The organism is Psychrobacter okhotskensis (assembly GCF_965638355.1).
Lineage (GTDB): Bacteria > Pseudomonadota > Gammaproteobacteria > Pseudomonadales > Moraxellaceae > Psychrobacter > Psychrobacter okhotskensis.
This window is the reverse complement of record NZ_OZ281822.1, coordinates 881,259-902,920: the sequence shown is the minus strand read 5'-3', so window position 1 is coordinate 902,920 and position 21,662 is coordinate 881,259. Positions and strand designations below refer to the sequence as shown.

The following is a 21,662-nucleotide window of genomic DNA, read 5'->3' as shown; positions in this document are numbered from 1 at the left end:
TTTTATTGAAAACCATCTAACTTATATGTCATTAAAGATTGTTTCTTACCTTTAAATAAAATTGAGGTAAATACCTAATCTTTCTAACTGAAAATATTGCTAATGGTAAGGGGATATTACTTAAAGCACGAACTAGCTTGCCTTTTTTCGTATTCGGATATAAGAATCCACGTGTTTTAAGCTCAGACTGAAAATCTAAAGACTTAACAACAGCCTCATCTAGATAATCAATACCAACGTTGCGGAGAACAAAGTATATACTTTCATATGCAGTATTTGAAAAAGAGCTTCTTATTTCATAGTTATTTGTATTTTCATTTAGAAAATTAGCAATATATATATTTGCCTTAAAAATATCTAGAACCTTTTCATTACTAGAGTTTGTTACAGATTCTTGATGTTGCCAGTAGGTATAAACTGCTGAATCCAAAAAACTAACACTTGGTTTATATTTCAGCATTATCATAGTTAAAGCAACTTTATCTTCTAAAAAGACTATATTTTTAGGGAATCGAATTCCAGAAAATAGATTGCGTTTGAATAACTTATTCCAAAGGCCACTGTGGTTCTTTCCAGATAATATGGAACATAGAAAATCATTCGAACTCTGTGTAGCAATGGGAGTAACTTTAGTCTTTTTTGAGGCGTTAGCCACATAGTATTCTGCAACTATAATATCTGCAAAACTATCTCTCGCTTTATTCATTAAATCTTTAATACTATCCTGCAATACATAATCATCAGCATCTGCAAAATATATATAATCTCCTGTTGCTATATCTAAACCTATGTTACGAGCAGCAGAAACTCCCTCGTTATCTTTATGTATAGCTTTTATTCTATGATCGTTATGTGAGTAATTCTTACATATAGTTTTAGTGTCATCAGTTGAACCATCATCTATGACAATAATTTCAATATTTTTATACGATTGATTCGTTATGCTTGACAGACATCTATCTAGGAACTGTTCTCCATTAAAGACTGGAATTATAACTGAAACTTTAGGGCAGTTAATCATTTTGGGCCTATATCAAGTGAATTCATTAAAAACTGAAAACCTTTCTTCTTTTCATTTTCTCGGATTTCATTTATTTTTTTCCAGTCTAAAGGCTTATTGAGAACCTCTGGGTCAATATCTGCAACGCTATCAAAGAGTCTATCGTCTAAACCAAATAACTTAAAGAGAGATTCAAAACGGGTGCGCCCCCTAACCGTGTTAGCAATAGCTATAAATGGCTTATTGAATATTATTGAAAAAACACAGCCATGAAACGAGTCTGTTATAATAAAATCGCTTTCTTGTAACGCTTTTATCCAGTCTTCGACAGCAGGAAAAACATACTCATCAGATGATTTAGAGTAGTCTTTATCAAATACTTTAGGCATGATAAAAAACAGCTCATAGTTGAGCTTTGAAGCAATTTTTGGGAGGCCTTGCATACGTGGTTCTTTGGGATCTAGGATATAGCAAAAGACACCTCGCCCACCTGGCGGAGCTGTCGGCTGTATATCTGCGACATTTAGATAGTCCTGAGCGTTGAAAAGCAAAGTAGGGTCGCATGACTGAACAGCTTCAACGTCCATATTCTGTCTTATTAAACCAATAGCACTTTCCTCTCTAACGGAGACAGCTTGGAATTGGTGCAAAAGACTACCACAACGCGCTGTTTCTTTAGTATTAAATCGCCAATCATCAGTGCCTAACGAAGCTGCATAGCTAATTTTTTTTAAGCGCTTCTTTGCAAAGCCTAAAAAATAAAGCTCTAAATCAGGACAGTATTCTGGCCTCCATACTTGGTCACTACCTACTATAATAGCATCTAGACGTTTTGCGAATTTAGGGATAGCAGAAAGTACTATATGACCACTAGAAGGCTTGATTTTCTCTTCAACAAATTTCCTGGTAGTAAAGGATATATCTTCGACTTCTTTCTTATTAGGGTAGTAAGGCCTATCTAACGTAGGTAAAAACTTAGTTTTCATCCAACGTTTAGCTTCGCTTATTCCTCTTTTTTTCAAACTAGCTGTATCTCTTTTTACATCGATAAATATCGCTTCATGACCTAACTCTTCAACGGCTAGTCTCAATGCGTAGGCCTGTAATATACCACCGTAATTATGCCAAAGCGGTAGAGTTAGTATTCCGACTTTCATAAGCTTACCTCTGATATTAATGACAGCATTAGGCCTTGCGTTAACTCAGAGGCCCCTTTAACTCTCGAATATTTATTGATGTATATAGTATCCCCAGAAGCTTTTAACACCCTACCTGAGGAGTCTACGCAGTGTCCGATCACTGAAAGAAACTCTTGTGACTCTATATGCCTAATTCCTGCTTTCTGGGTCGCTAAAAGAAACATCAAGGTCGCCGAAGAATCAATCGTATTGTCATTGGTATGACCAATAAACTGTGGCCAATACTCATTATCTAAACGAGCGCGCTCTAAAAAATCCATTACTTTTTGTAGTGTCAGCAGGTATTTGTTGGGTTCATCTTTAGTTGACCTTGCTGCTAAAGGTGCTAGCCCAAGAACCCACCAACCGATTCCTCTACCCCAATTTATTGAACCAAGTGGAGCATTAAGATTAAGATCTATCGCATGAAATGGAAGAATACCGTTTTTCTCAAGCCCAATATTCATTACATTCTCTATCTGCTTTTCTGCTAGAACTAAAGCCTGCTCACAGTCATTAATATCTGAATACATAATCAAAAACGGACATACCAAGCCTATTGTATCTATAAACGCGACATTTACTCCTTTACGATAACGTACGATATCATCATCGCCAACGTAAGAAAGAACATTCTTATAGATCTCATCAGAAGCTTTAAGATACTTCTTAGCTTCTGTAATCGTATAAAGACGTAAAAATACTAATCCAAACATAGCTTGATCTACTTTATCAAAAGTAAAAACTAACTCGCCATTGTCTGAGATCAGCTCTTTACACTTTTCTTCTATTTTATTTAAAAGCTTGGCTTCACCTGAGATTTCGTATGTGTCTAAAAGCCCTAAAAGAAGAAAAGCTAGTGGAAAATTAAAATAAGCGTAGTTCTTCTGCCGATTATCTCTTTTCAACCAAGCTTTCAGTCTAGCAAGTTTTACATATAAGCTATCTTCGTCGTTAAAAGACATGATAGTACGCTTATTCATAAGCATTTTAAGACTAGCATTCACGATTTTTTTACTAGCGACCGCAACAGTGGAATAATTTCCTGTATCTACAGGCTTACCTCTGTTCTTGAGCAGCAATAAATAAAAAAATACTAGACTTAAGATAAATGTAATAATCAGTGTAATAACAAAGAGCCAAAACATAGTTGATCCAAAAATTATAAATTGAGATTAGCTTTTTCTATTGATCACCTTCAAAAGGACAAACAATAAAAGACTGGCATAACCAATAGTATTAATTATTGAAAAACAAGCAATCGCAACAATATCGCTATCTTTCGAATAACCAATATAGAGTACACTGATACGGCCAAACGTAATTATAAACTCATAAATGAGCAAAGTTCCCTGCATCTTTAACGCAGGCATCGCTGCAACTGCAGGCGGAACAGCCGAACCTTGAATGATAAAGGTAATAACCTAAAAGTCTTCCTCAATATTCTCACAACTTACCCCTTTTTCGGTTTATTTTTTTTACTATCTATACCAGTAAGATAACGCTGTAAAAGACGAAATTGTTTTGTTCTAAACAAAACCTGCATTAACGCCATTCGTGGACGTTTACCAACTTTAGAACTTTGAGCATAGCACTGAGTCACAAACTCTGAATTTCTTATTTTTTTTAATTCTTTCAACTGCTCACTTTTATTTAAATGTCTAGAATTAGATAACATCCATGGCAAGATATGGAAGATATAATAATCATATATATCTTCCCATGTTTTGTCATCGAGTCCACGTGTTGTTTTTTTATTAAAACTTACCCTTGAGGAAAAGTGGGTTTCCATATTTCCCAGAAGGTTTCTTTTATAGCTGTTACTTGAAAGAGAGCCATTAACTTCATAATGGAAATAAAGAACAGAGTCAATTCTTAATATTTTTCTGGAGTTTAGAACGGCTTGTAAGTTAAAGATTGTATCCTCACCAAGTCTCATATTTTCATCGAAACGGATGTTTGAAATCAAGGTTGCTTTAAACAGCTTTGTTGAAGGCAACCAAAATAACTCACGATCAGTGTTCACATTACAGAGTAGTATTTCTAAATCTTCACTATGTGATTTTTTTTCTGGGCTGTGAGTTTGCCTATTGTTATTTAAAAGTATTCTTTCATAACCAAACACCACAATATCTGGTTTATCAATACATGCATTAAGTAGGTCTGAGAAATAATTTTCAGAAATGCAGTCATCACAATCTACAAAGCTTATATACTCACCTTGAGCAAAGTCCAGACCAGTATTACGAGCTGAAGATGGTCCTTGATTATCTTGTTGAATCGTTTTAATCCATGAGAATTTATTACTATATTTTTTAGAAATTTCTAAAGATTTATCAGTAGAACCGTCATCAACTAAGATTAATTCAATCTTTTGGTTATTGGCTGCTTTTACTATGCTTTCTATGCAACGAGATAAATAAATTTCCCCGTTATAAACTGGGACTATAATAGTAATATCAGGTTCTAACATAAAGTCTTAATCCTTCTAAACACAATTGAGTTATATAACCTAAAAAATACTATCCTAATAACAAAACTATAAAATCTAACATGTAATAAAGATTACTAAAATAATAGCAGGCAAAAGCCTTATGAAATTCATTCACTTTTATGTTTTTTTTCTATAAACCTATAGCTTTTCAATGCTAACAACCTTAAACGAGGTTGTAAAAAATTTCTGGTAGTAGTTAAGATTCTTTTCTTTTGACTACTAGGGTTTGAGGTTCTAGACAAGACTGCTTTCTCTCTTTCTTTTTGTAGAATACTCAAAGATAAATCTTTAGGATGATCAACAAATTTCGATATATATATATTATTAATATTTTTATTTTTTACTAAATAATTCCAGTCATCAGCAAGTATAAATTCATTTTTAGATATTCTTAAAATTTCCTTTGCTAGACTTGAGCTTATTAAATAACAACATGTCCTATAAATAAATTGCTCACTTCTAATAGTTTTGCTAAAATTTTGAGATCCTACTAATTTAGTATTTTTAATACTTTCAATTATTTGACGTTCGTCCAAACCATTTTGACCTCCGAGTATATAAAGATCTTTTGGGTTTAGTGCTGCACTTTGAAAACTATCAATAAATGTTTTAAATCTTTCATCTAGAATAGCATCATCCTCTAATATACAGGCCCATTTTAATTTTCTGTCAATTATCTCTTGATAGGCTTTTAGATGACTCAAAGTACATCCAATTTCACCCGGTGTTGCCGAGAACCCTCTACTAATAATCTTTCCTGTGCTTTTATTTCTATATAGGTTTAAGTCGCTTTCTGATAGAGCTTTTCCGTAAACAGCGTCAATAAAACTAAATTCAAGACCGAAATCTTCTAAAGTTTTACTGATAACTTCTCTCTTCTCAATATCTTGCTTTAATGAAACTATGTAAATATGTAGCATATCATTCTTCCCAAATAGATGTTATTTCCAAATCTTTTGTCCACAAGTCATAATATGACGTATTCTTACCATAACTATTATCTATAATCGAAGAAGGTACATCAACTAAGCAGGATAGAATGTGTCCATGTAAACGTGAGGTCACTATTTTCTCATAACTCGAAAATTTCTTTGACATTTTAGAGGCCAAAAGCTGTGAGTGGATACTCCATAATTTAAATATTGCTCTATCTATTTTACTAGATTTCAGTTTTTTATTTAATCTAACCATCCTATGAATCGCATATGCTACTCTATGATCTTTTTTAGTTAGTAAATCGCTCCAGTCAACACAATCATAAACCTCTATTCTTTCTTTTAATGCTGATTGTATAGGATTCTTTTCAACATCATTACGAAGAAAGTATAAAATAGATTTGTTCTTTTTAGATTTAGGTAGCTCACTATAGAGCTCATGTGCCATATCTGGCATCAAATAGCTATGACTCGAAAAATCTTTGAAAATATTATAAGTAGCTTTATCTCGAGCGAACATAATTACATTATTATGAGCCCGAAAAATTTTTTCTGATTTTTTCTGATTTTCAATATTCTCATAATAAGCAGTTTGTGGCAAAATAATTATTTTATTGTGAGGGAACGATTTTATAAGTTGTTCTCTTAGGTTTTGATGTGCAGGATATAAATCACCAAAATTACCTCCACCCTGACATATTATTGTCGTTTTTTTGGTGATGTCCTTTTTCAGCTGATCTATATTAGTATTAAGAGTACTAAAATACGATCTTGGTTTAACTCTGTTATTTTTGAAGAAACTAAAAGTTCCTAATATAATTAATAGGTCACCTACATTATGATAAAGAGGGTAGTCTAAAAAGATAATGTCTTCCTTATCTTCAATAAAATCTAATATTTTTAATAATTTTGCCTTTAAGTCATACATATTTATCAAATCGTTATCTCCAAATGAGTATTGTTATTCTAATAAATCAAAATAGTTATAATTATATAGATGAACTAACTATGTTTAGCCGTTTTATTACGAGTGATCGGCCATTTCTTTAAATTTCAAGTTTTTTTCTACAAGAGATTTATAGCTACCTTGATCAATAACTCTACCTCTTTCCATTAGATAAATAGTATCGCATTTTTGTACGGTTTTTAGACGATGAGCAATCATAACGATGGTTTTTTGACCACTGAATTCATGAATAGCATCCATAATAATTTTTTCGGTAATTCCGTCTAGCGCACTAGTGGCCTCATCAAATACTAGAACATCGGCTTCATTATATAATGCTCGCGCAATACCTATACGTTGACGTTGACCACCAGAAAGCTGTACTCCACGCTCACCTACTTTGGTATGAACTCCTTTAGGCAATTCTTCGACCAATTCAGTTAGATGTGCTAAATCGATAGCTTTTAGCACTTGATTATAGTCGATCTCATCAGCGGGTATGCCAAAAGCGATATTTTCAGCAATACTACCTTCACTTAAGAATATACTTTGCGGTACAAACCCTACATTATTTTGCCAGCCTCGAACATTATCTTTGGTAATAAGCGTATCATCAATATATATATGACCAGATTGAAGTGGTATTAGGCCTAGGATAATATCGATTAAAGTAGACTTCCCCGAGCCAGAAGATCCCACGATGCCTATTACATGGTTAATAGGAATAGAGATGCTGACATTATTGAGAGCGTAATTCTCTTTGTTGGGATAAGCAAAACTGATATCGTTGAGTTTAATTTGCTGCTCAAATTTTAGCTTTGGAAATGCTATTTTTTTATTCAGCTCATTTGCAGTTAGTTTTGACTGCTGTAAATCCTCTTTGACAGCTTCAAAAGCTGCGGAGTTTCCTTTGATCTGTGTGATACTAGAGTAGATTTGTTGTAAAGCTGGTAATAGCTTAAAACAAGCCAAAGCATAAATAGCTAATACCGGAAGTACTTGCCCTAAGTTTCCATCATAACTTTTTATTAAAACGAGCACTAAGCTAATCATAGCTCCGAAAGCTAGTAACTCAACAAAGAACCTAGGCACTAAGCTAATAGTATTATTAGTTCCCTGTGCGTGAGCTTGTAGTCCACCCTGCTCTGTAAATCTATCTATAAAGTCATATTTACGGTCCAGTAGTAAAACATCCTTAATACCACCAAAGCCTTCATTCATTAATCTAAATCTTTGCGTAGAAACCGCTGATAATCTATGACCATTGACTATCAGAGACTTACGCACGAGCTTGTACATAAGCATGTAAGATAAAACAAATGCGGATATGCCTACTAGAGCAATAATAGGGTTGTAAATAAAGATACTTATTGAGATAAATAAGGCTAATACTAACTTGGCATTAAGACTCATTAGAGGTTGAATAATACCTCCACTGATTCTATTAGCCTCGGTAGAGACTTGCTTGGTAAGCTGAGCGCTACTACCACTAGCATGAAATAACCAAGACTGCTGCATGTAGTAAGAGTATAGTCGGTCCGCTAACTCTGTACCTACACTTGCTCCATATACCGCTAAACGCCAAGTAGTGAGCATAGATACTATAGTAGATAATGTAAGCATTAAAAGTACTACACAACCTGCAAAAAACAAAAAGTCGACAGGATTACCTATTCCTGAAAGCTGATAGAGCTTGGAATAAATACCTTCCTGTTGCAGTAAGCTCATATCACCTACTAATGCCATAAAGGGAGCAATAGATGCAATCCCTAATAGCTCCGTAAAAGCCATAAGGATGACTAAAAACTGTAATATGTAAAAATGCTTACGTTGCTTGTCAGAAATTAGAGAAAATAGCTCTTTTATTACGCTTAACATAAAGTTTCAACTACAGTTTATTTTTGAGTGATGTGACATACCAAGGCATCGCTTTCTCAATACCTTGAATAATATCGAACTGTGGCGCATAGCCTAACCCATTTTGTATTTTGGTAATATCAGCCTGACTATGACGCACATCCCCTGCTCTAAAATCTCGATAGACTGCTGCTTGAGTGTAGCTAACGCCATTAGCACCCAAATGCTCTTTGAGTGCTGAAAACAGCATATTAAGCGTAGTACGACCACCCACTGCTACATTATAGACTTGGTTTTTGGCATCTTCATTAGCAGTCGCTGCTAGAATATTAGCTTGTACTGCATTTTCAATAAAGTTAAAATCACGGCTGGTATCGCCATCACCATTGATGAATACCTCATCCCCTGCGATCATAGCAGCTGTCCATTTAGGAATCACCGCTGCGTAAGCACCATCAGGGGTTTGGCGTTTACCAAAGATATTAAAATAGCGTAGGCCAATGGTATTGAAACCGTAAGTGCGAGCGAATACCTCAGCATACAGCTCATTGACATACTTGGTCACCGCATAGGGTGATAAAGGCTTGCCGATAGCATCTTCGACTTTTGGTAATGCTGGATGATCGCCATACGTTGAGCTACTCGCTGCATAAGTGAAGCTAGCTACCTTAGCATCACGAGCTGCTACGAGCATATTCAAGTAGCCTGAGATATTCGTATCATTGGTATTAATAGGGTCAGCAATAGAGCGCGGCACTGAGCCTAATGCCGCTTGGTGTAATACATAATCTACGCCTGTACATGCTGCCTGACAGTCTGCTAAATTGCGTATATCGCCTTCTATAAAGGTAAAGCACTGCCATTGCTCGGCAGTGACCAGCGATTGAACTTCATCTAAATTATGCTGAAAACCCGTGGCGAAGTTATCTAAACCCACGACTTTTTGATTAAGTAATAGTAGGGTTTCAAGTAAATTTGAGCCGATGAATCCTGCGACCCCTGTGATGAGCCAGGTCTTTGGTTCATTGACTAATATATCTGTCACTTGTTGATAGGAGGTCACTGTCATAACGATTACTTTCCGTATTGTTTTGCAGATTTAAAGGCGAATGTCAGTTTCATCTTTAGTAAAAATATACTTTAGATCGTAGAGAACATGATTATCTTTACCAAACGCTCTAATGCTCTCTATACCCATCTCTACAAACTGCTGATGAGCAACTGCTAAAATAATACCGTCGTATTGATGTGATGATGGTTGAGAGATAGGCGTGATATCGTATTCTCGCTGAGCCTCATTCGCATCTATCCAAGGATCATAAACATCGACCTCGATGTTATATTCCTGTAGCTCATGAACGATATCGATGACTTTGGTATTGCGTACGTCGGGGCAGTTTTCTTTGAAACTTAATCCCAAGATTAAAACCTTGGCTCCCTCAACTTGAATGCGCTTTTTAATCATGGTCTTGACCAATTGGGTGACGACATACTCACCCATACTGTCATTTAAACGTCGACCCGCTAATATAATCTCAGGGTTGTAGCCGATAGCCTGTGCCTTATGAGTTAAGTAATAAGGATCGACACCGATACAATGACCACCGACTAAACCCGGACGGAACGGTAAAAAGTTCCACTTAGTACCTGCGGCTGTAAGTACCGCTTCGGTATCTATATTCATTTTATTGAAAATAACTGCTAATTCATTAATCAAGGCAATATTGACATCTCGTTGGGTATTCTCGATTACTTTTGCCGCTTCTGCGACTTTAATGCTTGGTGCTTTATGGGTGCCGGCGGTGATGATTAAGTTATACACCTCATCGACGAAGCTAGCGACTTCAGGGGTAGAGCCTGCCGTGACCTTTAAAATATTGGTCACGCGATGTTCTTTATCACCCGGATTGATACGCTCAGGACTGTAGCCCGCATAGAAGTCTTGGTTGAAGATTAATCCAGATACTTTTTCTAATACTGGGATACAGACTTCTTCGGTCGCGCCAGGATAGACTGTCGACTCATAAACGACGATGTCGTCTTTTTTTAGTAATGTACCAATCGCCTTTGAGGCATTGATCAATGGTGTCAAATCAGGCTGCTTAAAGTCATCGATGGGTGTGGGTACTGTTACGATAAAGAAATTACAGTCTGTCAGCGCTTGAATGTCTGAGCTATAGCTCAGATGCGTTGCTTGAGCTAATTCTTCAGCACTAACCTCTAAAGTGTGATCGGTGCCTGCTGTTAGCGCAGTAATACGGCTGTTATTAATATCAAAGCCGACAACTGAATGCTGCTTGCCAAACTCAACCGCTAGAGGCAATCCTACATACCCTAAACCAATCACTGCGATTCTTATATTATTGATGTCCATCATCTTTCCTATTAAACAATCTTTTCAGTGAGTTTTGTCTTAGACTCTAAAGTCTCAGTATTAGGGCTTTCTTGATACCCTGCTACAAAATGCTTAAATTGCTTTTTTAGCCATATCACGTCATGCTTTTTGGCTCTATGATTTAACTCGCACAATGTATCTTCTATATCATCTAATGGGAAGCTGTGCTCCATGGCCTGCATGATGAGCGGGTGTTCTGTCTTTTCAACATTATCCTCACCGATGATAAGCTCTTCATAGAGCTTCTCTCCTGCCCTTAGCCCCGTAAAGACAATCTCTATATCACCATTAGGGTTAGCAGCTGTTTTGGTATCATGACCACTGAGATGAATCATTCGACGCGCCAAATCGACGATTTTTACCGGTTCACCCATATCAAGGACGAATACCTCACCACCAGTTGCCATTGCCCCAGCTTGTATGACCAAATTCGACGCCTCTGGAATGGTCATAAAATAACGAGTGACATCAGGATGAGTAACCGTGATTGGCTTACCTTCTTCTATTTGCTTGGTAAATACTGGCACGACTGAGCCAGACGAGCCTAATACATTGCCAAAACGCACCATACTAATACGGGTGCTACCGCTAGTCTTACTCAACCCTTGGCAGACCAGCTCAGCCAACCGCTTGGTCGCCCCCATGACATTGGTAGGTCTGACTGCCTTGTCGGTAGAAATGAGTACAAAGGTCTCTACATCCGCTGCAATCGCCGCACGCGCGCAGTGATAAGTACCTTTAGTATTATTAATAACACCTTCAAAGGGATTGTGCTCAACTAAAGGCACATGCTTGTAGGCAGCAGCATGATAGACCGTCTTTATGTGATATTGATCGAATATCCTAACAAGATTGTCCTCATTGGTGACATTGCCAATGACTGCAACAATTTTAATATCCTGATAGCTGCTGTGCATCGCTTGTAAAGCTATGAGCTCCTGATGGATACTATAAAGCGCGAATTCAGACAACTCATACAGCACAAGACACTTTGGTTCGTTCTTTATCACTTGACGGCACAGCTCACTACCGATAGAGCCGCCTGCACCAGTTACCAGCACACATTTACCGGTGATATTCTTCTGCAGAAGGTAAGCATCTGGCTCAACCGTCTGCCGATCTAACACGTCTAAAATATCAACTTTACGCATGCTACTAACAGTTACCTTGCCATCTGCAAGCTCCTGTAAACTCGGAAGATCTTGGATTTTTATAGAGATGCTCGATAGCTTATCTATGATTTGTCTTCTACGAGTACGACTAAGAGAGGGAATGGCCAAAAACACCTGTGCTACTTCTAGTCTCTCTACTATATCCTCAAGTTCATGAGCAGCGTAAATTTTTCTTCCTAGTAAATACGCACCTGTCAGTTGCCTATCGTCATCAATATAGGCCACGACATTATATTTATTGGAGTGTCTCAAACCCTCTAGCAAGTCTCTACCAGCTTCCCCCGCGCCATAAATAATGACATTATCGCAATTATCTTCTAAACGATGCGGTTGACGCCCTCCCTGCCAACGAGTTAATAACTCGCGAATGGTCAGCCTACTATTCCATAGCCAAGCAAAAAAGAAGAATAAAAATATAATCGGTACTGAGCGTGGTAGGTTCTGAGAAAGACTTAAAGAAATAATAATTTCATAAACGACAATAAGTAGTATAAATAATAGAGATACTCTACCCATTTCCGCATCAAAAAAGCCTCTAGCGATACCTTTATAAAACCCAATCACATATAAGGCAATGATAGGAATAAGCGCATATAAGCATAAGGCAACTGGACTAATATGATGAGCAATATAACCATGTCGCAATGCTAGAGCCAAGAATAAGCAGATGACTGCTACTACAAAATCGGCAGTTAATAAAATGGCACGCTTAACATGACGCGGTAGTGATAATAAATACTGAGCCGTAAGCTGTAACCATTTTTTTAGGTTACTGCCTGACTGATAAGGATCCATAGACTCTGATTTTATAGACATAACATCCAACTACCTGAAGTGTACTTTTGGAGTCGATAATGACGAGCTAGTTATTGATTATTGCCATAAGCATAATTATAGTGATAACTGTATTTACTCATCAGACCTTGCTGTACATCGTTAAGAATAATGCCATCTACTTGTATATCAGATTTATTCATCTGCTTGACGGCATAAACCAACTGTCCCTCTATTGAATCATCATACCTTGTTACCATTAGCACCTTGTCCGCGTATTGACCTAGCACCATGGCATCTGAGGCTGCCAGTACTGGTGGTGAGTCGATAATAATATAATCGTACTGAGACTTTAGCTCTGCCATCAGCTGACCAAAATTATCATTCATCAGTAGCGATGCCGGATTGTGTGGATGCTTGCCTCGCGGTATAAAATCAATATGATCCATAGCTGTAGGATGAATAAAGTCAGCAATGCCTAGGTTAGAGACTGCATTATCTTTTTGGATATTATCTTTTTGAATATTATCGATTTGAGTCAATCGACTGTTGTCTTGCATCAAATAATCAGCGAGGCCATTATATTGACTCATATTGAACATCTTATGCAGCTCACCTAAGCGCATATCTGCATCGATGACCAATATCTTTTTATTCAACTGGGCAAATACCTCTGAAAGGTTAGCCGCGATAAAAGACTTACCAACCCCTGGGCTTTCTCCAGTAATTAGTATCACTTTGGCAGATCGAGCCGTTAAACCTTCTTTTGGCATTCCGAACATCAAGTTCGTTCTGAGACTTTTGATCGCTTCATAGCTCAAACTATTGTGGTCGACATGAGCCAGCATCCGATCGGCAGATTTTTTACTTTTACTTAATCTTGATAATAAGGGTGAGCGCGGAATGGTCGCAATCACTGGAATGCCAGTCTTGGCTTCTAAACGCTCGGGGTCTTTGACCACATTTCTTAGCAAGCTTCTTAATAACACCAGTATCGCACCTAGCATCGCACCTAAAAGCAATGCTAGTGTCATAATCTGCAGCTTCTTGGGCGCTATCGCGTTGAAGGTGCTGATCGGTAAATCAATAATACGAGCAAAGCCACCTTGGCCAGCTTTAACAATTTTCAATTGTTCATAGTTTTTGAGCAGTGTCAGATAGATTTCTCTATTGATCGCCGTATCTTCTGATAACTTTAAGAATTCTCGTTGGATTTCAGGCAAACCAGCAATGGTATTGTCAATCTCCTGCTTTCTATTATTAAGCACGGCAAGTTGTTCATTGATTTGAATGACCAATGGATGCTCTTCAGTATAATAAGTCGTCAAATCCGCTTTTTTAAGTTTAAGCTCATTCAGTTGCGCGTCGATTTGAGCATTTTCACCAAGCAATATGCCTGCCTCTTGACCAACATCGATCGTGCCGTACTCTTTACGGAACTCATTAAATACGGCTTCAGAGTCTTCTAGTTTTTGTTTCAACAATGGAATTTGCGTTTCCATAAAAGCAAGCGTTTTCGTGGTTTCTTCAGTGCCACGAGATTGGTTTTGGTTCACATAAGAGATCACTATTTGGTTTAGTATCGCAGTGACTTGCTGCTGATTAGTACCCGTCATAGACAACTGGATAATGCCTGTCTTTTGACCTCTTTCTGAAACTGATAGTGCAGTATTAATAGCATCTGTGGTGGCCTTTACTGACTGCTTGCTAATATTGATAGGATAGCTTTCAGTCGGTAGCTCATTCACCGTAATATGGATCTGACCGTCCACACCTTTGAACTTATGCGGCTGACCAATCTGACCTTTAAACTCATCAAAACCATTGGTTAATACAAACCCCGTAGCAGATCTCGTCAACGTAAAAGGCTGGTTTAGATAGGCTTGTGATACATCGAACTGGCTGACTTGTACCTGACCATCTTCCATCTTTAACAACACCCCTTCAGGTGTATTAAGCTGCGTGTCAATACTACTGCTTTTAATCTTATCAATAGCGCTGATATTAGGATCAGTGAGACGAATGCGCAAATGTAATAAGTTGACGACGGGTTCTAATATCATCCGTGATCTGATGAGCTCTGCTTCTGTCTCAGCCTTACTGGTTTCTGAGCCAACCAGCTCTGAGATACTCTCACCAAGTGCGGCAATGCCTTGAGAGTTCTCCTCAATCTGTATCAGCGCATCTGACTTATAGGTGGGGTTAACATAACGGCTATACAGTATTCCTATCAACAGCCCCAATACAGCAAAAAAAACCACGACTTTCCAGCCACGTAGCAACACTAGTAAAAGTGCCATTAAATCAATGTCATCACCCTCTTTGTCACCGTTAGACTTTGATAGGTTCTTTGAATCTGTATTTATCACTATGTATTCACCACTTCGTATTGGTTGCTTAATAGCAGTCGCTTAATTTTAATCGCTCAGCTAATTTTGTCATTCCATTGCTTAAGGCTTTCGACAATATCTTTCTTTACTGTCTCAAATACGGATTTTTCATGCTGATAAGGATCCATAATATCTTTGTCAATCCAGTGTCCAATCCGAAAGGTCTTACCACGGCAGTGTGGCCAGCGACTTTCAATCCATTTGGTTTGGTTGGTCGACATAGTCAAAATCAGATCAGCAGTTACCACTAGCGCTTCATCAATCTGTTTGGCTATATGGTCAGACATATCTAAACCATCTGCTTTCATAACTTCTTGCGCTTTTGCATCAGCAGAATGTCCAACGACGGCAGACAGGCCAGCAGAATCAATATTTTTCTGCGGAAATTTATCTATCAATAGGGCGGCAGCAATAGGGCTGCGACAGATATTGCCCACACAAACGACCAAAATATTTTCAAACGTCATAATGTTTCGTACCTATAACCTATAACCTATAACCGTGAAAGTGTATTGATTGCAGAGGTTGATGGTAATAAGGCACTAATAATACGATTCCAACGCGTTAAACCAGTCGGATCAACATAAAGAATATCATTAGGCTGCATCTCAAAGCGATTGGCCAAGGCTAAGCTGGTGATGGTCTGCATATCGACGTAATAAATATTGGTATACTTGTATTCTGGGTTATCACGGACAACATATACTTTGGCAGCATTGGCTGTGTTGGCATTCAACCCACTCGACTCACCCAGTACGTGCGCTAAGCTCAGCCCTTGTTCAGGGATGGCAACTGGTGCAATTTTGCCAAATTCACCCAACACATAAACTTTGTTACGGCTTTGGCTATTAACATGGATAGAGTCTCCATCTTGTAGGTAAATCTGATTGGCAGACAGACCCATTTGACGTAATGACCGCAATCCTAGGTTATAGTTCTTACCTTGGCGATTTAAGACAATATTATTGGAGTCACCAGCTTCTGTAGCACCGCCCGCCATAGAAATTGCGCCATATAAGGAAACCGGTACATCAGCAATAGCAAACTCCCCAGATTGATTGACGTCGCCATCGACAAAAAATTTACTGCCCCGATAGTTAACAATTTTGACCTGTGGATCTGAGTATTTCAGATAGCGCTGTAGCTTACTTTGCAACGTCGCCGTGAACTGCGGCACACTCATACCGCTTGCTTTAATACGTCCGATTAAAGGAAACTGAATAAAGCCTTGTTGATCAACCGGAAAGCCCGAAGTATAAGGATTACCACTACTAGCAGCGGCAGAAGGCGTTATATCAGGATAGCCGGTCAGGACGATACTTAGAATATCGCCTTCAGAAATACGATAATCTATCCGTCCCGATGCTTTGACTAGGTTATATAAGTCGCTATCGAGCACTGTGGCTTGCTTAGGCGGTAATGTCGCTACGTTTAATGGCTGAACATTAAAGGTAATACCGTTTTCGGCCACAAAGGCCCCATTAGGCGGCAAATCACCCGCTTGAAGTCCAGAATTGATACTGGTACAGGCTGATAACATACTGACAAGTAGGAAACACGCTACTCTTAATAGACTGTATGACTTGCGACGCATAGAAGAACCTTATAAAACATAGTGATAAATATCATCTATTAACGATTGAGCAACTTTTGTAATACTACATTAGCAAGAACACACTAAACCATCGTAGTAGAAACAAAAATAAACACCGTTATAATAACACATGAAGTTAGTTATTAGACAGTTGTTACCTAATTTTCTAAAATATATTCAAATATTTGAATATATTTTGTTTTAATAACTAAAGCAATTTTTTAATGACAATCAAGTGCTGCATATATAACACAAATAGCGTAGAATATGCCCTTCAAATTTATACATTGAGAAATGTAAACCCACCGACTCAAGGAATTGATTATGAAAGATGAAAAATTACAGAAAGCCCTCGCCCGTATGGGACTTGGTTCACGTCGTCAGATGGAAGAAGTCATTAAGTCTGGGCGCGTCACGGTCAATAATGGCCCAGCAACCATCGGTGATCGCGTCGAACCAGGCGATGAGATCCGTGTTGATGGTCGTCAAATTAAATATACGGCTGAAAATGAGAAGCGTCGCCGCGTATTGGCATATTATAAGCCTGAAGGCGAAGTCTGCTCTGCCAACGATCCAGAAGGTCGTCCAACGGTTTTTGAACGTCTGCCAAAGCTAACTCATGATCGCTGGGTCATGGTCGGACGCTTGGACATTAACTCAACTGGCCTATTGTTGTTTACCAATGATGGCGAGATGGCGCACCGTTTGATGCACCCATCTAGCGAAGTAACACGCGAATATGCGGTACGTGTATTGGGCGAAGTTACCCCTGATATCGCCCGTGCGCTGACTTCTGGCGTTATGTTAGAAGATGGCATGGCACAGTTTGAAGACATCAAAGAAGGTGGCGGTGAAGGCGTCAACAAGTGGTATCACGTCAAACTAAAAGAAGGCCGTAATCGTGAAGTACGTCGCCTATTTGAGTCACAAGGTCTCAAAGTCAGCCGTCTATTGCGTACGCGCTACGGCACGATTGTGTTACCAAAAGAGCTACGCACAGGTCGCTTTTTAGAGCTGGATAAAAAAGACATCAATACTCTAACAGACTTAGTCAGCTTACGCCCACGCCACGGTACTGGTCTGCATGGCGCCGCGAAAGAAAAGCAAGAACGTATCAAGAATAAGCCACTTAAAGCGCGTCGCACCGATACTCGTAGCGATAGTCGCAATAGTAGTGGCAATGCGAAACCAAAAAGTAGCGGTAGCCCTGCCAGTCGCGGTTCGCGCAATACCCGTGATCGCAACGATAAGCGTTAATCGAAATTTATGTTAAGTCGTTGCTAGATTTAACGTAAACCATAAAAAAGCTGCCCATCATGAATATTCATGATGGGCAGCTTTTTTATGCGTTTTTATAAGCACTTTACCAACTCAGGATTTAGCTACGATGACTATCCATATAACGTGTCATCACTCGTAAGTCTTGTAAATGCTGCGTCTCCTCCTGCGCTAATAATATATCTAGGCGACTCTCAATATTGTTGAATACCTGCTGTAATAACTCATTGGCTTCCGCTTTTTTGCCATTACTCACATTGTTAGTGCTTATATTGTTAGTGCTTATATCGGCCTTCGTTAGATAATAATAACTGGCAAGCGTCTCAGGCAAGCGAGTATGCAAGAGTTTGTGCAGCACAAACTGCGACTCTGTGAATTCAGGCGTTTTATGTTGCGCTTGCTGCTCTTTTTGGTAATTATGATAGCTGTTTACTTTTTCGTCGATACCTTTTAATTGACGCAACTGTGGCTCGGATAAAACTTTTAGATGTTCTGTATTCAATGTTAGCTGTTGCCAATGTATGGTAGATAACAACGCAGATGGTGACAACGTAGATAGTGATAACGGTGCATCATAATCTTGATAAGTGGGCACCCCTGGGGTGATACCGACGGCTTTATGCAACGCTTGCCAGCCTTTTTTACCTAAATAGAAGGTGGTCACCGTCGTCACAATGCCAATGCCTATTAAGATGCTCATATACGCTTACTCTTCATCTTTTAACCATACGACTTTGCCTTTATTTACAGTTTGATATCCTCAGCACTCACCTGTCTGTCATTGGCGCCAGTTGGACTTTCAATTGCTTGGCTTTTTCCCTTAGTATCAGCATCACTGACACTATTAACCCTATTAACCCTATTAACCCTATTAACATCGTTATTGAGCTTTTGAATATCGGTAGTAATAGCAGGATTATTAAAACGTTGTTGTAAATATCGATTGGTCGCCAGTAGCTTTTGGCCGTCTTGATGGTAGGAGGCATTTAATAAATCGTCAAATTGCGTATTGATGGTGCGCAATACGTCTAGCAACGCTTCTTTTCCAGTGACGTTAGAGTGCTTAATCTTAGTGCTATCGGCAAGCGCGCCGTCCCCAACATCTAAATCATGCAAGCGGCGATAGTCAGTCACTGCTTGTGGTACATGCCTGTCCATCAAATTTTGAATCATGATATAGGTTTCATTGACCGTATCTTTATCGTCTATCTTGCCATCATTGTTGGTATCACCATAAATGACCCGCAGCTTCTCCCCTTTTTCATTGATGTGCTCAAGGGCTGTTTTAACCTCAACGGGCAAGCTTTTTTCGGGGATATAACCTAGCTGCGGCATTGCTTTGTATTCCAGCATTTTAGGCGCGGTCACTTTTTTGAGACCACGATACCCAAGATATAACCCAGCTACTGGTAACACCCCATATAAAATGAACATGACAAGCATCGCAGTTACTTGGGTCATGAGACTGTCCTTATTATTTAGCAGAATTATTGGATAAATTTATTATTGTTTTAGATAGAAGTTGTTATATCACTCTTATTATTAAACAAAAAAATAAGGCTTTATTAAAGCCCTATATTGTTATGTATTTAACGATTCACAGCTAATAGTAATAATTTAAAATAAATGCAAACTAACTTTGTGTACGGCTTTTGACATAACGATGGGTAGAAGCGAGTTTGTTCATAACCGTTTGGTGTAGCTCATCTAATAATTCATCAAGCTCATAATCAATCTCTAAAAACAAATCGGTCAACATATCACCTGCGGTCATCTTTCCTTGCACCATGGTATTTTTGGTACGATGCGGGCTAAAGCGCTGTAGCTGTTCATAATGGTGTAGCGCTTCTGGAATGCTCTCGGATATGAGTTTATCAATGACAAACTGACGCTCGTTATGTTGCTGCTGTTGCTGCTCGTTCAGCTCACTGCTCCACTCACGGTAGCGCTTGAGCTTGCCGTTAATGCGGTCTAGTATCGCAACGGCTTCAATAGGCATGGCATTTAGGGTGGCTTCATCGACCACATCAACAAGCTCAGTCATAATCGGACAGCGTCCATGTTTGAGATACCACAAGGTATCGGGGTCAAAAGGTGGTCTATTGGTCGGTCGCATCGCAGCGCGATTGGACAAATAGCGGTCGGTCAGTGGCGTGGGCGAGCGAATGTCATTGACTTGCGATAACGCTTCACAAATACGATCGGCACGCTCAGGAGGCGTCAGCACAGAACGCTGACTGACCGCTTGATTGTTTTTATCATTGTTATCATCGTTATCAGTCACCTCTATATCTTGACTGATAGCCGTTGCCTGAGCATTTTTGGCAGCTATGGCTGGCAGGTCATCTTGAGCTTGCCCAAATGACTGTAGCATTCTTGTCAAACTTACGACCATGTTTTACTCTGCCCCTCACCCATTCATTACTCACGCCTACCTACCATACAGCGACGTCTATACAAACAATAAAATATCAGCCGCACTCTCAGTAGTACTTATCGCTCTATACTCAGTTTTTTAATTTTACTACTGCTATTGTGAGTTGATGCTATTGCATTCAATAACTCGATGACTTATCTTAACAGTTTTTTAGCCTGCTGCCAGTAAGCAAACGTCAACGTTTTGGTCTTTAATATTAGGGTCTGTTGTACATTCAAATGTGGCACTGGCAGTGGCTATTTTTTAGACAATATGCAGGGAAATTTTGGACACTTAGTCATTCTAAGTTAGAAAATTTCACAATATATTGGCAAAAAATAGTCCTGCCCTGAAAGGCTGATGCTAAAATCGCCCCAAACGTCGTTGTAAACCTCGCTAAGGTCTAGACATTAACGTCGGTATACGCCTGATTTGATAAAAGGTTTGGAACCATTTTAGCGATCAGCAGTCCTAATATTTGAATATTTAACAGACCCCAAGTAAATAACTATGAATGCGACCGACTACACCTCTGGATTTTTGCTAGGGCTTTCGCTCATCATCGCGATTGGTTCACAGAATGCCTTTGTCCTTAAACAAGGACTCAAACGCGAGCACATATTTTTTATCTGTCTATTCTGCGCAGTGAGCGATGCGTTTTTAATCTCTGCTGGCGTCGCGGGCTTTGGCGCAGTCACGGCTCAGTACCCGCAGGCCGTCAATATTGCCAAAATTGCTGGCGTCATATTTTTGCTGGCCTATGGCATCCAAAGTCTGTATGCCAGTGTGCGCTTATCACACGCGCTCACTGTCGATGGACAAGTTGTTACCAGCTTAAAAAAAGCCTTATTACTCTGTTTTGGTTTTACTTGGCTCAATCCACACGTCTATCTAGATACCTTGGTACTCGTCGGCATGGTTTCAACAGGCGCAAGTAGCAAACTGGCCTTTGCCGTTGGTGCTGTCAGCGCCTCGTTCTTTTTCTTCTTCGCGCTAGGCTATAGTGCACGCTTACTCAGACCCCTATTTGCCAAGCCAAAAGCTTGGAACATACTCGATGCCTTGGTAGGGTTATTGATGTTGTATTTGGCTTGGCATTTATACCAGAGCTAATATATTAAAACCAATATGTCAAAGCCAATATGTCAAAGCCGTAAAATAGCTACACAAATACAGATTTTTAGCTTAAGAGGTGACACTGATTCTTTAAAAGCAAAAAAGCCAAACACATTG

General features: G+C 38.9%; 18 protein-coding genes. 2 read left to right on the top strand and 16 right to left on the bottom strand.

Annotated elements, in window-relative coordinates; all coding sequences use genetic code 11:
* Nucleotides 1-31 precede the first annotated feature (31 nt).
* The 13 genes from ACSUPM_RS03845 to ACSUPM_RS03785 form a co-directional block, all read right to left on the bottom strand.
* On the bottom strand, nt 32-1,021 hold the full coding sequence (locus ACSUPM_RS03845; RefSeq protein WP_436880210.1) for a glycosyltransferase family 2 protein: 990 nt from the start codon (nt 1,019-1,021) through the stop codon (nt 32-34).
* Nucleotides 1,018-2,157 (bottom strand): polysaccharide pyruvyl transferase family protein, encoded by a 1,140-nt coding sequence (locus tag ACSUPM_RS03840; protein WP_436880209.1) that lies wholly within the window; start codon nt 2,155-2,157, stop codon nt 1,018-1,020. Before ACSUPM_RS03840 ends, ACSUPM_RS03845 begins: the two co-directional genes overlap by 4 nt.
* Nucleotides 2,154-3,326, bottom strand: a complete 1,173-nt coding sequence (locus ACSUPM_RS03835) for a glycoside hydrolase family 88 protein (protein ID WP_436880208.1) — start codon at nt 3,324-3,326, stop codon at nt 2,154-2,156. Before ACSUPM_RS03835 ends, ACSUPM_RS03840 begins: the two co-directional genes overlap by 4 nt.
* A 305-nt stretch (nt 3,327-3,631) precedes the next feature.
* The gene (locus ACSUPM_RS03830) at nt 3,632-4,651 is read right to left on the bottom strand and encodes a glycosyltransferase family 2 protein (RefSeq protein ID WP_436880207.1); all 1,020 of its coding nucleotides are present in this window, start codon (nt 4,649-4,651) and stop codon (nt 3,632-3,634) included.
* A gap of 128 nt (nt 4,652-4,779) precedes the next feature.
* Nucleotides 4,780-5,592: a glycosyltransferase family 25 protein gene (locus tag ACSUPM_RS03825; RefSeq protein WP_436880206.1), complete on the bottom strand. Its 813-nt coding sequence runs from the start codon at nt 5,590-5,592 to the stop codon at nt 4,780-4,782.
* A 1-nt stretch (nt 5,593) separates the two neighbouring features.
* Complete coding sequence (locus ACSUPM_RS03820) at nt 5,594-6,535, bottom strand: polysaccharide pyruvyl transferase family protein (protein WP_436880205.1); 942 nt, start codon at nt 6,533-6,535, stop codon at nt 5,594-5,596.
* 96 nt (nt 6,536-6,631) lie between these two features.
* Nucleotides 6,632-8,431 carry an ABC transporter ATP-binding protein gene (locus tag ACSUPM_RS03815; protein WP_436880204.1) on the bottom strand — a complete coding sequence of 600 codons (1,800 nt, stop codon included), beginning with the start codon at nt 8,429-8,431 and terminating at the stop codon, nt 6,632-6,634.
* 10 nt (nt 8,432-8,441) lie between these two features.
* The gene (locus ACSUPM_RS03810; RefSeq protein ID WP_436880314.1) at nt 8,442-9,473 is read right to left on the bottom strand and encodes an NAD-dependent epimerase/dehydratase family protein; all 1,032 of its coding nucleotides are present in this window, start codon (nt 9,471-9,473) and stop codon (nt 8,442-8,444) included.
* 36 nt (nt 9,474-9,509) lie between these two features.
* Nucleotides 9,510-10,787: a Vi polysaccharide biosynthesis UDP-N-acetylglucosamine C-6 dehydrogenase TviB gene (tviB, locus tag ACSUPM_RS03805; RefSeq protein WP_436880203.1), complete on the bottom strand. Its 1,278-nt coding sequence runs from the start codon at nt 10,785-10,787 to the stop codon at nt 9,510-9,512.
* An 8-nt stretch (nt 10,788-10,795) separates the two neighbouring features.
* A complete protein-coding gene (locus ACSUPM_RS03800; RefSeq protein WP_436880202.1) occupies nt 10,796-12,793 on the bottom strand; it encodes a polysaccharide biosynthesis protein in 1,998 nt (665 codons plus the stop codon).
* Between the two features lie 50 nt (nt 12,794-12,843).
* Complete coding sequence (locus tag ACSUPM_RS03795) at nt 12,844-15,117, bottom strand: GNVR domain-containing protein (RefSeq protein WP_436880313.1); 2,274 nt, start codon at nt 15,115-15,117, stop codon at nt 12,844-12,846.
* A 59-nt stretch (nt 15,118-15,176) separates the two neighbouring features.
* The gene (locus ACSUPM_RS03790) at nt 15,177-15,608 is read right to left on the bottom strand and encodes a low molecular weight protein-tyrosine-phosphatase (protein WP_101211555.1); all 432 of its coding nucleotides are present in this window, start codon (nt 15,606-15,608) and stop codon (nt 15,177-15,179) included.
* A 26-nt stretch (nt 15,609-15,634) separates the two neighbouring features.
* Nucleotides 15,635-16,735 (bottom strand): polysaccharide biosynthesis/export family protein, encoded by a 1,101-nt coding sequence (locus ACSUPM_RS03785; protein WP_436880201.1) that lies wholly within the window; start codon nt 16,733-16,735, stop codon nt 15,635-15,637.
* A 324-nt stretch (nt 16,736-17,059) separates the two neighbouring features.
* Between ACSUPM_RS03785 and rluB the strand changes: the two genes are divergently transcribed.
* Nucleotides 17,060-17,992 carry a 23S rRNA pseudouridine(2605) synthase RluB gene (gene rluB / locus ACSUPM_RS03780; RefSeq protein ID WP_352287876.1) on the top strand — a complete coding sequence of 311 codons (933 nt, stop codon included), beginning with the start codon at nt 17,060-17,062 and terminating at the stop codon, nt 17,990-17,992.
* Between the two features lie 121 nt (nt 17,993-18,113).
* On the opposite strand, the gene ACSUPM_RS03775 is transcribed toward rluB, so the two are convergent.
* The 3 genes from ACSUPM_RS03775 to ACSUPM_RS03765 all read right to left on the bottom strand — a co-directional run bounded on the left by ACSUPM_RS03775 (nt 18,114) and on the right by ACSUPM_RS03765 (nt 20,387).
* Nucleotides 18,114-18,713, bottom strand: coding sequence for a hypothetical protein (locus ACSUPM_RS03775; RefSeq protein ID WP_436880200.1), 600 nt, complete (start codon nt 18,711-18,713; stop codon nt 18,114-18,116).
* A 44-nt stretch (nt 18,714-18,757) separates the two neighbouring features.
* A complete protein-coding gene (locus ACSUPM_RS03770) occupies nt 18,758-19,474 on the bottom strand; it encodes a hypothetical protein (RefSeq protein WP_436880199.1) in 717 nt (238 codons plus the stop codon).
* A 172-nt stretch (nt 19,475-19,646) separates the two neighbouring features.
* Nucleotides 19,647-20,387, bottom strand: coding sequence for a hypothetical protein (locus ACSUPM_RS03765; protein WP_436880312.1), 741 nt, complete (start codon nt 20,385-20,387; stop codon nt 19,647-19,649).
* Between the two features lie 552 nt (nt 20,388-20,939).
* Here ACSUPM_RS03765 and ACSUPM_RS03760 point away from each other — a divergent pair.
* Nucleotides 20,940-21,542 (top strand): LysE/ArgO family amino acid transporter, encoded by a 603-nt coding sequence (locus ACSUPM_RS03760; RefSeq protein WP_173239417.1) that lies wholly within the window; start codon nt 20,940-20,942, stop codon nt 21,540-21,542.
* Nucleotides 21,543-21,662 lie beyond the last annotated feature (120 nt).

What these genes read in the sequence shown, in the direction of transcription:
- ACSUPM_RS03845 (WP_436880210.1), bottom strand. Translation starts at nt 1,021, where the DNA reads ATGATTAACTGCCCTAAAGTTTCAGTTATAATTCCAGTCTTTAATGGA.
- ACSUPM_RS03840 (WP_436880209.1), bottom strand. Translation starts at nt 2,157, where the DNA reads ATGAAAGTCGGAATACTAACTCTACCGCTTTGGCATAATTACGGTGGT.
- ACSUPM_RS03835 (WP_436880208.1), bottom strand. Translation starts at nt 3,326, where the DNA reads ATGTTTTGGCTCTTTGTTATTACACTGATTATTACATTTATCTTAAGT.
- ACSUPM_RS03830 (WP_436880207.1), bottom strand. Translation starts at nt 4,651, where the DNA reads ATGTTAGAACCTGATATTACTATTATAGTCCCAGTTTATAACGGGGAA.
- ACSUPM_RS03825 (WP_436880206.1), bottom strand. Translation starts at nt 5,592, where the DNA reads ATGCTACATATTTACATAGTTTCATTAAAGCAAGATATTGAGAAGAGA.
- ACSUPM_RS03820 (WP_436880205.1), bottom strand. Translation starts at nt 6,535, where the DNA reads ATGTATGACTTAAAGGCAAAATTATTAAAAATATTAGATTTTATTGAA.
- ACSUPM_RS03815 (WP_436880204.1), bottom strand. Translation starts at nt 8,431, where the DNA reads ATGTTAAGCGTAATAAAAGAGCTATTTTCTCTAATTTCTGACAAGCAA.
- tviB (WP_436880203.1), bottom strand. Translation starts at nt 10,787, where the DNA reads ATGATGGACATCAATAATATAAGAATCGCAGTGATTGGTTTAGGGTAT.
- ACSUPM_RS03800 (WP_436880202.1), bottom strand. Translation starts at nt 12,793, where the DNA reads ATGTCTATAAAATCAGAGTCTATGGATCCTTATCAGTCAGGCAGTAAC.
- ACSUPM_RS03790 (WP_101211555.1), bottom strand. Translation starts at nt 15,608, where the DNA reads ATGACGTTTGAAAATATTTTGGTCGTTTGTGTGGGCAATATCTGTCGC.
- ACSUPM_RS03785 (WP_436880201.1), bottom strand. Translation starts at nt 16,735, where the DNA reads ATGCGTCGCAAGTCATACAGTCTATTAAGAGTAGCGTGTTTCCTACTT.
- rluB (WP_352287876.1), top strand. Translation starts at nt 17,060, where the DNA reads ATGAAAGATGAAAAATTACAGAAAGCCCTCGCCCGTATGGGACTTGGT.
- ACSUPM_RS03775 (WP_436880200.1), bottom strand. Translation starts at nt 18,713, where the DNA reads ATGAGCATCTTAATAGGCATTGGCATTGTGACGACGGTGACCACCTTC.
- ACSUPM_RS03770 (WP_436880199.1), bottom strand. Translation starts at nt 19,474, where the DNA reads ATGACCCAAGTAACTGCGATGCTTGTCATGTTCATTTTATATGGGGTG.
- ACSUPM_RS03765 (WP_436880312.1), bottom strand. Translation starts at nt 20,387, where the DNA reads ATGCTACAGTCATTTGGGCAAGCTCAAGATGACCTGCCAGCCATAGCT.
- ACSUPM_RS03760 (WP_173239417.1), top strand. Translation starts at nt 20,940, where the DNA reads ATGAATGCGACCGACTACACCTCTGGATTTTTGCTAGGGCTTTCGCTC.